Annotated in this window: 17 protein-coding genes and 2 tRNA genes; 3 read left to right on the forward strand and 16 right to left on the reverse strand. The window is 36.2% G+C overall.

Annotation, left to right across the window (positions count from 1 at the left end):
• Nucleotides 1-26: 26 nt before the first annotated feature.
• Genes F0Q01_RS09095 through F0Q01_RS09120 form a run of 6 tightly spaced genes read right to left on the reverse strand, consistent with a single transcriptional unit; the run spans nt 27 to nt 5,156 of the window.
• Nucleotides 27-767, reverse strand: a complete 741-nt coding sequence (locus tag F0Q01_RS09095) for a tRNA1(Val) (adenine(37)-N6)-methyltransferase (RefSeq protein ID WP_090488304.1) — start codon at nt 765-767, stop codon at nt 27-29.
• Nucleotides 767-1,645, reverse strand: coding sequence for a PSP1 domain-containing protein (locus F0Q01_RS09100; protein WP_090153224.1), 879 nt, complete (start codon nt 1,643-1,645; stop codon nt 767-769). Before F0Q01_RS09100 ends, F0Q01_RS09095 begins: the two co-directional genes overlap by 1 nt.
• Nucleotides 1,642-2,700 (reverse strand): DNA polymerase III subunit delta', encoded by a 1,059-nt coding sequence (gene holB / locus F0Q01_RS09105; RefSeq protein ID WP_090488306.1) that lies wholly within the window; start codon nt 2,698-2,700, stop codon nt 1,642-1,644. Before holB ends, F0Q01_RS09100 begins: the two co-directional genes overlap by 4 nt.
• Nucleotides 2,701-2,716: 16 nt before the next feature.
• Nucleotides 2,717-3,157 (reverse strand): YaaR family protein, encoded by a 441-nt coding sequence (locus F0Q01_RS09110; protein ID WP_090488416.1) that lies wholly within the window; start codon nt 3,155-3,157, stop codon nt 2,717-2,719.
• 4 nt (nt 3,158-3,161) lie between these two features.
• Nucleotides 3,162-3,749 carry a guanylate kinase gene (locus F0Q01_RS09115; RefSeq protein WP_090488308.1) on the reverse strand — a complete coding sequence of 196 codons (588 nt, stop codon included), beginning with the start codon at nt 3,747-3,749 and terminating at the stop codon, nt 3,162-3,164.
• A gap of 51 nt (nt 3,750-3,800) precedes the next feature.
• Nucleotides 3,801-5,156, reverse strand: a complete 1,356-nt coding sequence (locus F0Q01_RS09120) for an aminotransferase class I/II-fold pyridoxal phosphate-dependent enzyme (RefSeq protein WP_090488309.1) — start codon at nt 5,154-5,156, stop codon at nt 3,801-3,803.
• A 67-nt stretch (nt 5,157-5,223) separates the two neighbouring features.
• On the opposite strand from F0Q01_RS09120, the gene mobA reads away from it, so the two are divergent.
• Nucleotides 5,224-5,841: a molybdenum cofactor guanylyltransferase gene (mobA, locus tag F0Q01_RS09125; RefSeq protein ID WP_090153232.1), complete on the forward strand. Its 618-nt coding sequence runs from the start codon at nt 5,224-5,226 to the stop codon at nt 5,839-5,841.
• Nucleotides 5,842-5,843: 2 nt separating this feature from the next.
• Here mobA and F0Q01_RS09130 read toward each other — a convergent pair whose 3' ends face one another.
• Nucleotides 5,844-6,698 carry a hypothetical protein gene (locus F0Q01_RS09130; RefSeq protein WP_090488311.1) on the reverse strand — a complete coding sequence of 285 codons (855 nt, stop codon included), beginning with the start codon at nt 6,696-6,698 and terminating at the stop codon, nt 5,844-5,846.
• Nucleotides 6,698-7,330 carry a type IV toxin-antitoxin system AbiEi family antitoxin domain-containing protein gene (locus F0Q01_RS09135; protein WP_090153237.1) on the reverse strand — a complete coding sequence of 211 codons (633 nt, stop codon included), beginning with the start codon at nt 7,328-7,330 and terminating at the stop codon, nt 6,698-6,700. The genes F0Q01_RS09130 and F0Q01_RS09135 overlap by 1 nt, the downstream gene beginning before the upstream one ends.
• A gap of 256 nt (nt 7,331-7,586) precedes the next feature.
• Here F0Q01_RS09135 and F0Q01_RS09140 point away from each other — a divergent pair, with 256 nt between their 5' ends.
• On the forward strand, nt 7,587-8,099 hold the full coding sequence (locus F0Q01_RS09140; protein WP_090488313.1) for a hypothetical protein: 513 nt from the start codon (nt 7,587-7,589) through the stop codon (nt 8,097-8,099).
• A gap of 129 nt (nt 8,100-8,228) precedes the next feature.
• On the opposite strand, the gene F0Q01_RS09145 is transcribed toward F0Q01_RS09140, so the two are convergent.
• Nucleotides 8,229-9,614 carry a D-alanyl-D-alanine carboxypeptidase family protein gene (locus F0Q01_RS09145; protein ID WP_090488315.1) on the reverse strand — a complete coding sequence of 462 codons (1,386 nt, stop codon included), beginning with the start codon at nt 9,612-9,614 and terminating at the stop codon, nt 8,229-8,231.
• A gap of 116 nt (nt 9,615-9,730) precedes the next feature.
• On the opposite strand from F0Q01_RS09145, the gene trmB reads away from it, so the two are divergent.
• A complete protein-coding gene (gene trmB, locus F0Q01_RS09150; RefSeq protein WP_090488317.1) occupies nt 9,731-10,375 on the forward strand; it encodes a tRNA (guanosine(46)-N7)-methyltransferase TrmB in 645 nt (214 codons plus the stop codon).
• 89 nt (nt 10,376-10,464) lie between these two features.
• Here trmB and F0Q01_RS09155 read toward each other — a convergent pair.
• The 7 genes from F0Q01_RS09155 to F0Q01_RS09185 all read right to left on the reverse strand — a co-directional run bounded on the left by F0Q01_RS09155 (nt 10,465) and on the right by F0Q01_RS09185 (nt 15,428).
• A tRNA-Lys gene (locus F0Q01_RS09155) sits at nt 10,465-10,537 on the reverse strand.
• A gap of 207 nt (nt 10,538-10,744) precedes the next feature.
• On the reverse strand, nt 10,745-12,154 hold the full coding sequence (locus F0Q01_RS09160) for a hypothetical protein (RefSeq protein WP_090488319.1): 1,410 nt from the start codon (nt 12,152-12,154) through the stop codon (nt 10,745-10,747).
• Between the two features lie 8 nt (nt 12,155-12,162).
• Nucleotides 12,163-12,774 carry a flagellar motor switch phosphatase FliY gene (gene fliY / locus F0Q01_RS09165; RefSeq protein ID WP_090153253.1) on the reverse strand — a complete coding sequence of 204 codons (612 nt, stop codon included), beginning with the start codon at nt 12,772-12,774 and terminating at the stop codon, nt 12,163-12,165.
• 197 nt (nt 12,775-12,971) lie between these two features.
• Complete coding sequence (locus F0Q01_RS09170; protein ID WP_090153255.1) at nt 12,972-13,901, reverse strand: AEC family transporter; 930 nt, start codon at nt 13,899-13,901, stop codon at nt 12,972-12,974.
• A gap of 55 nt (nt 13,902-13,956) precedes the next feature.
• A tRNA-Arg gene (locus F0Q01_RS09175) sits at nt 13,957-14,030 on the reverse strand.
• A 29-nt stretch (nt 14,031-14,059) separates the two neighbouring features.
• Nucleotides 14,060-14,932, reverse strand: a complete 873-nt coding sequence (locus F0Q01_RS09180; protein ID WP_163927211.1) for a DUF3881 family protein — start codon at nt 14,930-14,932, stop codon at nt 14,060-14,062.
• Nucleotide 14,933: 1 nt separating this feature from the next.
• On the reverse strand, nt 14,934-15,428 hold the full coding sequence (locus F0Q01_RS09185) for a DUF4446 family protein (RefSeq protein ID WP_090153259.1): 495 nt from the start codon (nt 15,426-15,428) through the stop codon (nt 14,934-14,936).
• Nucleotides 15,429-15,443: the final 15 nt, after the last annotated feature.

The following is a 15,443-nucleotide window of genomic DNA, read 5'->3' on the forward strand; positions in this document are numbered from 1 at the left end:
TTATCTCCTGTATTTTGGACCAAAGTCTAGTTCATACCGTAAATCTCATATATTTCTCTTGTGTATTCACCAGGATTCTCATACACAATAAGTGGTGCTTCAACAGTAAGCTGTGCTCCGCCACCTCTGACACCCTCAACTAATACCATATTTGGTTCCTTATCTACGTAAGGATACACAAGACGCATGCGCTTTGGCTCAATCCTGTATTTTCTCATAGCCTCAAATATTTCTACCAAACGCTTTGGTCTATGAACAAAATAGCATCTTCCTCTTGGTTTAAGCACTGCAGCGGTCTCTCTTACCACATCATCAAGGGAACATAAAAGCTCGTGCCTTGCAATTGCTTTTGCGTCATTTGGATTCTTTAGTCCGTGATGATTAGTCATATATGGTGGGTTGCTGGTAACCACATCTATTTTTCCTTTTCCAAAAATAGCTGAGGCTTCCTTGATATCACCCTCTATTATTTCTATCTTATCCTGCAGTCCATTTAGAAGAACTGATCTATTTGCCATCTCAGCACTCTCATGCTGAATCTCTAATCCGATAAAATGCACACCCTCTGTCTTTGCCTCAAGAAGGATTGGTAAAATCCCTGTTCCAGTGCCTAAGTCTAGCGCCTTTTCCCCTTCTCTTACTTTGGCAAAAGATGATAGCAAGACAGCATCCATGCCAAAACAAAATTTGTCAGGATGCTGAATTATTTTATATCCATTTATTTGTAGATCATCTATTCGCTCATCTGAACGCACAAGATTTTCCATTAATCCTTATCCTCCAAGTCGGCAAGCTCCTTTGCCTCCTCCTTAGATACCTGTACCTTTTTCTTGCGAGGCTTAAACTTAAGGTCTGTTGTAGGATAATCCTTAACTTCCTTAAGGTCGCCCTCTTCGAAAAGAACTCTAACTGTCTGTCGAAGTACATTAACAGACTGAACTGTTCCCTTGTATCCCTCTGGTGTAGTAACAGTGTCGTTAATTCCTGGAAGTCTGCTATTTAAATACTCGTATGTCTCCTGCTCATTCTTGAGGCAGCACATCAAGCGTCCACAAAGTCCAGAAATCTTGGTAGGGTTAAGTGAAAGGTTCTGCTCCTTAGCCATCTTAATAGATACTGGAACAAAATCTCCAAGCCAACTCTTGCAGCAAAGCTCTCTACCGCAAATACCGATTCCGCCCATAAGCTTTGTCTCATCTCTTACACCAATCTGTCTAAGCTCGATTCTAGTATGGAATACTGCTGCCAAATCCTTAACAAGCTCTCTAAAATCGATACGACCGTCTGCTGTGAAATAGAAAATAAGCTTATTATTGTCAAATGTATATTCTGCGCCAACTAGCTTCATATCAAGCTCGCGCTTAGCGATTTTCTCCTCGCAAATCTTCATAGCCTCTTTTTCTTTTTCAAGATTCTTGGCTGCCTTTTTAACGTCGTCCTCTGTGGCCTTTCTCATAATCTTTTTGATAGGGCCTGGGACTTCATCATCTGAAATCTCCTTGTCTACTAACAAAACTGTTCCGATTTCAACACCACGAACTGTTTCAACGATTACCTGATCCTCTCGCTTGAGCTCCACCCCAGCTGGATCGAAATAATATACTTTTCCGCCGCCTCTAAAGCGTACGCCGATTACTTTTATCATCTAGTATTCTCCTTCATTGCATTTATGAGAAGCGTAATTGTCAATTCGAAATTGACATTAGCATTAAGTCTGGCTCTAGTCTCTGATATAGCATCAATTATGTTGTTAAGTCCCTCGTAGGAACAACTCTGAGCCTGATCGTGAATATCAAATAAATCCTCTTTGAAAAGAAGGATGTTATCATTCAATGTCGCTTTATATAATAGCACATCTCTATACCAAAGGGTTATTAAATCTAGCATTTGCTCTACAAAACCCTGAAATTTTTCATTTTCTGCTTCGTTGCTTTTTTTCTCCTGGTCGTTGGCTTCTTTGATTGATTTTACTTCGTTGGATACTTGAAGTGCATCCATTTTACCTGCTTTTTTACATAATGAAACCACCATATCCTTGGCTTCATTGAAGCTTGCATCCGTTGTCAAAGCTATTGCCTTGCCTATATTTCCCTGAGCAAAAGATGCTACCATCTCAGACTGATAGTCCACAGCATCGTACTTTGTCTGCAAGAGATTTTTGATACTGTCAATATGCACAGGTTTCATTTGAATCAAAACGCATCTGGAAAGAATTGTCTGCAAGAACGCATTATGATTTGCTGTAAGCAGAATGATTACCGCATATTCAGGTGGCTCTTCAATGGTCTTAAGCATTGCATTTTGAGCCTGTGGGTTCATCTTTTCTGCTTCATCGATAATATAGATTTTGTATTTGCTACTATATGGCTTAATATCAACATCGTTGACTAGCTTTTCTCTAATCTGGTCAACGCTAATATTCTTTTTGAATTTCTTAGTCTTACTATCGTAGTCCCTAGAAATGTAAATGACATCTGGATTATTGTGGCTGGCTGTCTGTTTGCATGCATGGCACTCTCCACAGGCATCATCTGCTGGATTCTCACACTGAAGCATCATGGCAAAAGCTTCAGCCAACATCATTTTTCCAGAGCCCTTTTCTCCGCTGAAAATATAGGCATGACTATGCTTTCCTGTTTTTATCGCATTTTTAAGAAGGTCTTTTGCATCCTCCTGACCTATAATCTCTGCAAAGCTCATTAATTATCTCCCAAATTTAGGTGATGATATCTAAAAGCAATCCTCTAATCTCATCAACCTTATTTAATATATCAATATGGTCTCGCTCGTCCTGAACTAATGCTGTTGCAAGCTCATCCATTCTCTCATCCACAAGCTTAATCATTCCATAAACTCTGTGTCGTCCACGTCTATCCAAAAAGTTCTCGCGGGAAAACTTGTGTGAACGGTTAACCACTTCATTGAGAAAATCCTTTACCAATCCACGATATCTCTTCATATCTCTGATATCCATATGCTCAGACAAAAGCTTTCCCTGTGTGGTTATATCATTAAGTAAATTTGTCAGCTTTTCCTGCAACTCTGCATCATCAACTGCTGCTGCAAGTGTAAATTTAAAAGTGTCATCTACTGGAGCCTTTGCTTGCGTAGCCTCCGGCTGCTGCACCTGACTTACTTCATTTACTCGAATATCCATAAGCTCACCTGCCATTAATAAATGCTGCTATCTTATCACATGTTTCCTTGCTGTCTTTGTTGTTATTGAAGACATTAGTGATTCTGGCATTTCTAATATTTTCTTCTGAGAAATCCTGCTGGTCTGCAAGAAATCTGCGGCACATTTCCTCGTACTTAGGATTCTCCTGCATCTTCTCTCTCTCAAGAGCTCTAGTTAGGCGAATGCCATCATCTACTTCTATATATATCGGCAAAACCTTGTCTTCTCCGTAGTAATCACGGATTTTCACGAAGCTCTCAACTGTCCCGATTATAAGGTAATCATGGTGCTCAAGATCTAGACTTCCGTCATCTACTGTAAAATAAAACCATGGGCCATGAACTGTATTGTATTCCCTAAGCTCAATGACCTTACCCTCTGCTACAAGTCTATCCTTTTCCTCTATGCTAACGAAATTGTATTCCTCACCTGGCTTCTCATGACTTCTGATTGGTCTAGTGGTGTATGAAACAATTGTCTTTAAATCAATATCTGTCCTATCTAGCAAAAGCTTGAAAATAGTGTCTTTTCCTGATGAGCTCTTGCCCATGATGCAATAAATGTTACCCATATAATCCTCTATACATATATTTTCTTACTTAGAAGTATAATTAAAAAATCCCTATTTTACAACGGAGATAGTGCCACTTATTAGCCCCGTAACTTGTATACTTTTTTCCAAAGCATCTTTTATTAATTTAATGTTTTGTTCTTTAATCTCTTCTCCTGGAACAATCACAGGAACTCCCGGTGGATATAAACACACCATAACATTTGAAATTCTGCCATTTGCTTCATCAAAAGCTATACTTTCAGCAGATTTATTCTTTGCCTCAAAGGGTTCCATTACCTTGTTTGATTCAAATGTTATTTCAGGCATCTCAATTTGCTCTTCTTTTAAAGTCCTGTCGATTTCTAGTAGTGCCTTTTTTAATCTATGAAATCCTTCTTTTGTATCCACTATGCTTGTCATTGCAAGCACATATGAAAAGCTAGAAAGCTCTGTTTCTATTTCATATTTTTCTCTAAGTAGGTTGGCAAGCTCTACTCCTGTAATACCAGCATTTCTCGTAGATATGACAATCTTGCCCTTATCTTTTATTTCATTACTTTCATCAATGATATGAAGCTGTCTTAGCTGTCCACCTACTTCATAAAAATCAGCTAACTTATCCACATATTCTCCAAAGATATCCTTCTTTTCTTCAAGAAAGTCCATACATCTACTTATTGAATCCATAAGCACATAGGATGGAGAACTTGTTTCAAATATCTCTAGAGCCTCTTTTATTTTTCTTGAATCCACAAGCTTCCCGCATATATGCATAAGTGCAGTCTGGGTCAAACAAGGAAGGGTCTTGTGAAGGCTCTGAATTGTTATATCTGCAAAACCTACTGCTGAATGTTTAAAATCAGGATGGAATCCAAGATGTGCTCCATGGGCCTGGTCAACTATAAGGATTACTCCCTTTTCATGGCAAATGTTTGAAATATCCTCTATGTTGCAATGATAACCCTCGTAGCTTGGGGTAGTTAGTACTACTGCCTTTGGAGAATAATTTTCTATGGCAGCTTCTACCATTTCACTAGTCACTCCATGGAAAATTCCATCTGCATCCCAGCTAGGATTAATGTACTCTACTTTTAGATGCCTAATAATGGCTCCATTATATACGCTTTTGTGGGAATTTCTCTGGATTACTATTGTATCTCCTTCATTGCAGGCTGCATATATAGCTGCTAAATTTCCTACAGTAGAACCTCCCACTAGCATCAGACTTTCTTTGGAATTGTATATTTTAGCTATCCTTTGCTGTTCTAATGCTATGACACCAGTTGGATGATGGAGATTGTCAACTCCCTCCACCTCTGTCATGTCTATTTTATATGGTCCCTCAAACATCCTCTTATGACCTGGCATATGAAATGGGTACATATTTGATTTTGAGTATTCTTCTAACTTCTCTTTTAAACTCATAATTTACTTTGTGACTTTTAATTTTCCCTATTTATTTATATAATGAATTTGATTTCAGGAGGTGCTTATGGACAGAACTCTAGTTATTCTATGCGGTGGCGATAGCTCTCGCATGGGTACAACAAAAGCTCTTTTACCATTTGAAGATAAGACTATGGTTGAATATATCTACGATAAGTTCAGCCCTTATTTTAATAAAATCTATCTTTCAGTTAATGAACGTGGTGACTTTTCTCACCTTGATATTGACGCCCAAGAAATCCCTGACATTTCTAAAAATGGCGGACCTTATGCCGGCATTATGTCTTCTCTTACAATGATTTCTGGAGAAAAAGCATTTTTTATGTCAGTTGATACTCCATTTATGGATCCTCGCACAGCTGTATTTTTATATGACAACTCTGCAGACTATGACATTACTAGCTTTAAATTCTCTGGTAAATATCTTGATACTATCTGTGGTGTTTTCTCTAAAAAGTGTATTGGAACTCTTTTCAAAGGCCTCTTTTTCAATCGCACCACTTTTAGCTATATTTTGGATAAAGTCTACACCAACCTTTACGACACATCTGAAATCGAAGAGTTTTCTAAAATATCTGTAGATCAGCAGTTCTACAAGGTTAATGATAGACAGTCTTATTACTATGCAGTCTTTTCTATTCTTAAGAAAAACTTTACTTGCTAGTACTAGTCTAGGAATCTCTTAAGCTGAGGCATCCAGTCTCCCAAAAAGACTACATTGTCCTCGATTGCCTTCCATATTGGCTTTAAAAAATTAATAAGACATATATTTACGTCTTCCCATGCAGGTTCAGACTTCTTTACCTGCCTAAGCTCTACCTTCCATTTCTTTTTCATATAGGTATAGCTTCTATATCCTTCTAGCATATTTATTCTGTCATCATTTATCTCTATAGAACGCTCTGCTAGAAGCTCTGCTAGTCTCTCTTTTACTTTTCTTCCATTTACTGGATATTCCGTAAGAATCTTATATGCCAAATAGTAATGATCCATATCATTTATTAGCTCAAGCTTTTCTATGATTTCTATAAGATGCTTACTTAATTCTTCTTCCTTTGGATTTGTAAATACAACAACACTTCGATTTTCATAGGCAGTGAGCTTCAGTTCCATCTTTTCCGGCTCATGTGATGCTCTATGTTTATCAAAATAAATCTTAAGTGGGATGTACATTTCATCCACTGTTATTTTTAGATGGATAGCTCCCTCTTCCACAGTTCCATTTACAATAAAAGCTTCTGAGGAGCCCTTTGCCATAATATCCTTTAAAATATCCCTCATATAAAGGACGGCCATTTTCTCATCTATTTCTTTAATATATTCAAAGTAAATGTTGCTGATACAGATGTCTTTATAAACTGCCTGGTTGAAATCTCCAGTATTGCAAAGGTAAAGCTCATTACAATACTTTCCATCTGCAATAATTCCAATTATTATTTCAGCAACAGATGCAGATAATAAATTTTTAAAAGGAATATTTAATTGTTCTGACTTTTCCTTTATCGTAAATCTATTAATCATTACAGCCACACACCTACCATATTCTGGACTTTCTTAAGGACTTTTCGTTCTTTTGCATATTCCATAAGTTTTACTACATCTTTTTTCTCATCCATGATGTAGCCCCATACTCCTTTTTTGAAATCCTCTCTATCCATCTTTTCCTGGTACTTCAGTACATCGCAAATCAATCTTTCTTTTGTATAGATTTTCATCTTTGCACCAGCAAAATCCGTTTCAGTCACTCCGATTTCAAGGACCTCTGGCTCAGTATAAAATGGTTCTACTATTGGATAGTCTATGTTAAAACGAGATTTGCTTGTGTTTTTATTGATAGCAATGCTCCATTTATACGGTCTATCTTTTAGATAGCCGTACATAAACAGCGCTGATTCCATTGTAAGAATTCCATCTTCTCCAAAAAGCTTTTGAATCCACTGATCCTCTGTGCACTCAAAATATTTTGTAGTATAGTATCCGCTTTTTACACGGATTAAATATCCTTCCTCTACAAAATGAAGAACTCGTCTGTAGTCCACTCCAAGTGCTTCTATTTCACTAGTACGAACTAATCCACCATTCTTCTCTACCAAATCATTAATCTGTTCTAATTGATATTGCTTCTTTTCATCTCTAGAAAATAAACTTTCCATTTTTTCCACTCCTACTCTTCCTAAGAGGTAATTATATTCTAATTATCACATTCTCTATATTTACTGTCAATAAATCACTATTACTTCTATTGGTTTTACCTTTTATTTTTCTTGATATTCTAGCCTTTTTTGCCTTATATTTGTCGTTTTAAACAATTATTAGTCTTATTTTTAGTCTTTTTATCCCTTATTATTGTCGTTTATTTGTCTTATACTTTATTTATACCAAATAGATGTAATTATTGGAGGAATATATATGTCAGAACAAACCATCAATCTCAGAAAGAATCCTTCTCGTAAGGAATGTGAGAATGTTATTAAAAAAATTCTTATGACTGAAGTTTTGGAAAGAGGAACCAATGAGCATTTTAAAAGTGCCTCTGATTTCATGAGCTATTTCCAGTCCCTTTATCCAGCTAGCGATAGCTTAACCAAGCAAGTTCAGCGTGCTGTTAAAAATCTTGGTATGCCAAAGGATGACAAAGGTTACTTTATTATCAATAAGACTGAGGCCCAGTTGGAGCAGGATAAGGAAATCGCCTTTCTAATGAATAAAACCAATTCCACCCTTGTTCCTTTTGAAGAATATGAGACTTTATTCTTAAAAGCAGATGGCAAACACAAGGATTATCTCTATCAACTTTTATCTGAATCAGATACTTTTTCTGACAAGGTTATAACTATGATTAACTCTTCAAACGGCATAATATTGTTTACAAACAATAAACATCAGCTAGAAATAATGATTAATAGTCTGATAAATAGATAATTTGTTTTTCTAGAAGTGAAAATTATTTTCAGGTCTCTAATAAAATAAAAGGACAGTTTATGAATTATAAACTGTCCTTAATTATTATATTCTGTCCTTTTCTTTTAATATTACGACATACACTGTCGTTTATCTGCGTCTTCTTCGCTTTTTTCCATTATTTCTAATGATTGTCATATTAGTTTTAGGCTGTCTATAGTGCTTTGCCTTGAATCTATGTCTAAATAACAGAATAGAGCTAGACTTACTTTTTATAAACATTACTACAGCCGCAACTGCAATTATTATAAGAATTATCAAGCCAATCTTAACGTAGTTTACCTGGATATAATCCTTTCCACTACCTCCTTGCTCTACTGGCAAGTTGTCAAATGGATAGCTGCCTGTCTCTGCATTTGTAAATAGAAGATTTGCATATCCTACATTTCTTCCAGCATAGCTATACTGGAGCTGTCCAACTACAGCTTTGTTAGTATCATCCTTATATGGAACTACCGATGAAGTCACATCTAATATGCTAGCTGCCTTAGGAATTACAATTAATCCCTTTTTATCTATCTTTATTAACTCACTCTTTTCACTAAGCTTTCCAGTTATATCTGTATTATCCTCTGATATAGAAGCAAAATCAGATACATGATATTTAGTGAAGTTGTCATAGCAATATTCAAATAGGTTGGTTGTGTCTACATATTGCTCGCCAGTCTGATCTTTAAGTACTACGCATACTAAAGTCATACCGTCTTTTTTAGCGTATGTTACAAGTGTTGACCTTGCTACATCTGTATATCCTGTTTTACCACCAAGGCAATATTCATACAAGTACTGATTAGTCTTGAAATAGTGAAGCATACAATGATGATTGTTAAGCATTGTAGGCTCTGAATGCTTATTTGTAGGAGGAATGGTGTAATTCTTTGTTCCTACAATCTCTGCAAACTTTGGAATTTTATATGCTGCCCTTGCTATCAAGGCCATATCATAGGCACTTGTGTAGTGTTCATCATCTGGAAGTCCATTTGAATTATTAAAATGGGTATTCTTGCAGCCCAACTCCTTTGCCTTTGCATTCATCATATCAACAAAAGAGTTAATATCTCCAGCTACATGTTCTCCAAGAGCATAAGCACATTCATTTGCAGATTCAAGCATCATACCATAGAGAGTCTGTTCTACAGTCATCTCTTCATTAACATCTCTGGCAATACTTGATGAACCAAGCTCTGTTCCATAGACAGCTTCTGCTGAAAATGTAACTGTCTCATCCAAATCACAGTTTTCAAGAACTACAAGAGCTGTCATTATCTTTGTGATACTGGCTGGATAATGAACATCATCCATATTCTTCGAATATAGGATGGCTCCCGTCTCCTCTTCCATCACTATGGCCGCCTCTGCTGCAACATCTACACTGCTAGGCCAATAATCCTGTGCCTGAACTTCTATTTTCGGGACTGTTAATATTAGATTAAAAATAAAAATAAGGCTTAATGCCTTCAATAGTTTCTTTTTCATTTTGTACCTCATCTCACTAGTATAACTTTTTAATTCTCTCAAGCCAACCTCTTCTTTTGTTTTTTTGCTAAAGATGGTATGATAGCTATGTTTTAATTTTTCAAACGGAGGTAATAATGAGATTAAGAAATATTCCAGGCGCGGATGAGGTTGTTGCAAACAGTCCTTATTGTATTTCCCAGCCTGCTAAATTCAAGGGCTCATTTAAATCAGAGCTTTTTAACAATGACAATCCCCTACATATTGAGATTGGTATGGGAAAAGGTCAATTTATTACAACACTTGCGAAACAAAACCCTGACATAAATTATATTGGCATTGAAAGATATACTAGCGTACTTCTTAGAGCTATTCAGAAGGTACAGGAGGAGGAGATTCCTAATCTTAGGTTTATCTGTTTTGATGCCGCTGATATACTTGATATATTTGCTTGTAAAGAAGTAGATAGAATTTATCTCAATTTTAGCGATCCATGGCCAAAGGATAGACACAGCAAGCGTAGACTTACTTCTTCTACTTTCCTTAATAGATATAATTCTATTCTTGTAACTGAAGGACATATTGAGTTTAAGACAGATAATCGTGATTTATTTGATTTTTCTGTTGAAGAAATCAATAACCACCCTCTATGGAAGTTGGATGCAGTTACTTATGATTTACATAACGATTCAACTATGAATGAGGGCAATATTATGACTGAGTATGAAGAGAAGTTTTCTAGCCTCGGTAATCCAATATTTAAGTTAATAGCTAGTCGATAGAAAAAAGCATGCTTAGCATGCTTTTTTTATTTACATATTCTTATTTTATAAATAAAAAAATCGTCGAGAATCATCTCGACGATCTGTAGTGCGCGATCAGGGGTTCGAACCCTGGACACCCTGATTAAGAGTCAGGTGCTCTGCCAGCTGAGCTAATCGCGCTCATTTATTTACTTTATTGCCTCAGCAACGAAAATAAGTATATAGCCTTTTTGCATATTTTGCAAGCCTTTTTTTAATTTTTTTTCTGTTTTTCAAAACTTTTTTTACGGGAGTTTTCTGAAAAGTCCTCACAATTTTTCTAGTGATTATTTAATTGCGTGTTTATAAAACAACACCTGCCTCAAATATGAGACAGGTGTTAAAAATCTAAATACTTGCAAATAATTTTTCTATTTCCTCCGCGCTCATTACACGGTTAGGATCGGTTAAATCAACTCCTACATCTGGAATAACTATTTCCTCACTTGCAGGTTTTTCTTCTGGTACCTCTGGCTCTGGAGCAGCAGGAGCTTCTGCTTCAGCTTCAGCTGCTGGCACGTCTGGAGCGTCTTCCTCAAGAGGCTCTCCTATTTCTTGTAGGAGTGCATCTAAACTAGCTCCTAAGTCTTCTTCCTCTGGTTCGCTTGCCACTATCTCTTCTACAGGAGCCTCTTCTTCAGCTACTGGCTCCTCTGCCGGTACTTCTATATCTAAATCAAGTGGAGCTTCCTCAGCTGCTGGCTCTTCTACTACTGCATCCAAATCTAATCCAAGGTCTTCTACTGGTGCCTCTTCTGCCACTGGCTCCTCTGCTGGTATTTCTAAATCTAAATCAAGTGGAGCCTCCTCAGTCGCTGGCTCTTCTACTACTGCATCTAAATCTAATCCAAGGTCTTCTACTGGTGTCTCTTCTGCCACCGGCTCCTCTGCTGGTACCTCTATATCTAAATCAAGTGGGGCTTCCTCAGCCGCTGGCTCTTCTACTACTGCATCTAAATCTAATCCTAAGTCCTCTACTGGTGCCTCTTCTGCTACAGGTTCCTCTGCCGGTACTTCTATATCCATATCAAGAGGAATATCCTCTGCTATAGCTTCTTCCATTACAGGCATATCTGCTGTCTGCACAGGTTCTTGCACCTCTGGCATAACAGGTGCTGCCATTTGTACTGGTTGAGCTGCCATTGCTGACATTCCACCCTGGATTCTTCCCTCTAAACTTGAAAGCTGATTTGTAATAGCTGCTATTTTCTGCTGAATATCAAAATTATTTTCCTTAAGTAAGCTCTGCTGCTTTTCAAGAATCTGTGTATTATTAGATTCTAGCTTTTCCTGAATACTAACAAGCTGATTAATAAGCTCATCATTTGAGTTCATTAAAGCATCTGTATTTTCTTTACTTCTTGAAATTGTCACCTTAGCAACAGCTTTTTGAGCATTAATAATATCTTCTGCAGGGAGTGAGCTATTCTCTTCTATAGCACGAAGTCTCTGCTCCATTTCATCGAAGCTCTTTTTAATGACGAGGTATGATGCTTTCTGCGCATTATATATATCCTCATACTTCTGTGTTTCCATATCTTTTTGCTTAAGAGATATGTCCATAACACCGCTAATAAGGAAAAACAATACAACAATCATCAAAAGCACGCCAATTGCCATAGCCATAAAATTGCTCTTGAAATTTATCATGATATAAAACTCCATGATAATTAAAATAGCAAGTGCAATACTAGCTAGAATGATTTGAATTTTGTCTTTGGCTATTTCTCTTTGAATTTTCTTAGCGTTCTCGTCCATGTGGCCCCCTAGTTTTCGTCTTTTTTATCAAATAGATGTACCATGTCTAGTGCAAACGAAATAGGATACAGCTGTACCATCACTGAATCAACTACTGTACCTATCTTGAGATTAAATGTTATCTTCACAAAATCAATTTCTGGAGATTCAAATAGTCTCTCAAATATCTTTACACTTTCCACATCTATGTTATCGGTCTTTGGTGGCGAAATATCAACTACCCTATTAAGTAATTGTGACATAGAACTTGCTGCAGAACCCATCATTTGATTCATTGCCTCAGATACTGCTGACAACTGAAGCTCTCCAATAGGCTCTGGGCTAGCAACACCCTGTCCACCCATCATTAGATCTGCGATTATCTTAACATCATTTTCTTTTAAAATTAAAACATTGCTTCCAGTAAGTCCCTTAACATAATTTATATGCACAAGTACACACACATTATGATAATCGTCCAGTGACTCACTTTTTCTAATCAATTCAATCTTTGGTGTTGTAATATCAACCTTTAGATTATTTAAAAGGGCACTCAGAGATGTAGCTGATGAACCCATACTAATATTTGCAATTTCCCCAAGTGTATCCTGCTGCTCTTTAGTCAAATTCAAATCTGCCATACATTTTTGTCCTCCTCTTATTCCTTCCCCCTTTGAAATGAATTAGAGTCTTTTAAACTTAGTTTGATTATACATTATTTAATTTTATTCGACTACTTACCAGATAAAAGTATTTTACCCCAATATTGCGAAAAAAATGTGGATTTATTGTTATTAAACGAAATAAAAATAAGGCCTAGCATTCACTAGGCCCATGATTATATAAACATTGTAACTATTGGAATTGTGATTATTGAAAGCAAAGTAGTTATGATAACTGTCTTGCTACATAGTGTTTCATCGCCGCCGTATTCTTTTATAAGCATTGAAACTATGCTTCCTACAGGCATTGCAAACAATAAAATAAAAATACCAAATACCATCTCGTCGTTTTTCATTCCTTTAAAGATAAAGGATGCAGCTATTGGAATAAGTAAAAGGGTAATAAAAGCAAATACGTATAAACGAATTCCTTTGAATACTTCCCTAAAAGGAATCTTTGCAACTGATGCTCCAATTACAATCATTGATAGAGGAATTGTTGCATTTCCTACATAGTTAAAGAAAGACATTACTGAGTCATTAAATTTAATTCCACTAAAATATAGAATAATAGCAAGTACTGAACATATCATTCCTATATTTAGAAGTCCTGATAGACTGCTTTTTCTCTCTTCTTTTGGGATATTCCTTTGAGCAATAAAAACTCCAAGAGTATAAAGAATTACATTGTAGGCTAAAATATAAAATGTAATGAAAATTACAGCATGGCTTCCGTATATACTTGATAATACAGGTATGCCCATGAAACCTACATTTGAAAATATTGTCATTAGCATAAACATGCTTTTTTGACTATCTTTTGCACTGACAATTTTTGCCACTGGATAGCTAATAACAATGCAAATTCCATAATATATTAACACAAATATAAGGTTTTCTTTTATAAGAGACAGATTAGAGCCTCCAGCTGCTGTTGCTGTTATTGCTCCATTAATTACTAGTGCTGGATTGAAAATATTTACTACCATTTCGGACAACTTTTTATGTCCACCTTCATCAAGCCAGTTTCTTTTGTAGCTTATATAGCCTAGTGCCATCATAGCAAGCAACATGAGCATTCTTTGAAAAATAACAAACACTTCCATTATTCGTCCCTCTTATTTTTCTAATAATAAAAGGAGCCCTCAGGCTCCCCAATAACGTTCCTAGCGCGATTCGAACGCGCGGCCTTCCGCTTAGGAGGCGGACGCTCTATCCAGCTGAGCTATAGGAACAAAGCAACTACTAGATTTTAATCTAATAATTACGAAAAATCAACAGTTCCCTGTAGCCATATTGTGCCTTTAAAACGTCTGCCAACAGCAGGCTCTCCAAATAAATTTTTCTTATTAATGCATACTTCGAAAACTACATCATTACTCTCAATAATCATGATGTAGAGTTCTTCCATTGTAAGGTGATTTACAAGTGACTTAACATCCAAAATATCACCAAGAATATCATACTTGTCATTTTCAATACCAAAAGGCATAAAATAACTTGTGACCACACTTAAAATATCTTCTCTGGTCACACGTCTAGATATTCTCTGATAAAGATCAATCTCATCCATTGTAAGACTTTCGAGTGCTTCTTCATTTCCCTCTCTAGCCTGTTCAAATAAATCAATTCGCTTTTTATTATTCATCTTCTCCTTTATACGACTCTTTTCATTGTCATATAAAGGAAGAATGATTTTGGCATCTAGTGAAAGAGCTGCAAGTCTAATAGTCCTGTCTCCACTCTTTCCTGCCATTATATTGTTTCTAAGGAATTCTCCCATGTTCTGAAGCTGAAAAATCAAATTAACACCTAATCTGATTTCATCACACATTACAAGGTAATTATCCTTATCCGATTGCTTTATTACTTCAACATCATTTTTTGAAGAAATTGACTCACCAAAATAAGTAGGATAATAGTAATCTAAGATAAACTCATCATCCTCATTGTAAATACCTCTAAGAACAAGTCCTACATTATCAGCAACCATATATCTAAGCTCAACAAACTGATTGCCTTCGAAATCAATGGCAGATTCCTGATAATCCGGTCTAAGAGTAATCTCTTGTAAAAGATTCTCCAGTTCTCTTTTTTTAATTTTGCTAAATCCAATTGCTGGCAAATATTGATGCACGTTAGATACCACCTATAGCTTGTTGTAATGCCTGCTCTTCTTCATCAGCAAGCTGGATTATAGAATTTCCATCTATAATCTCCTTAACATAAGTATAACATCCTTCGCGAGAATGCATAGCATTAATTATAAATCCGTTGTTCTTTTCATTTAAGAGGCAAAGAGAAAAGCTAAGCTTACCACCCATCTCATTGAATGCATCGTACTTAACAAGACCAATCTTCTGGAAACAATCCTTCATGTTCTTGAAAATCATATCGATGTTTCTCTCGTTACTTGCATTTGCCTCAATAAGCTCATCAACCTGCTCTAATCTATATACAAGAGTGTCTTCTAATGATTTAGCATCATTTCCCTGCATAAATATCTTATATCTCTTTTTTAATTTTGCCATCTGTACAATAAAAACGATTAAAAGAATCATTGTTAAAAGTACAAGACCAGCAAGACCTATAATCACATAATCAGAGCTTATTCCTAAGTATTTTTCAATCATTAATCTCTCTCCTAA

This window comes from Pseudobutyrivibrio xylanivorans (genome assembly GCF_010906925.1).
In the GTDB taxonomy this organism is placed as follows: Bacteria; Bacillota; Clostridia; order Lachnospirales; family Lachnospiraceae; genus Pseudobutyrivibrio.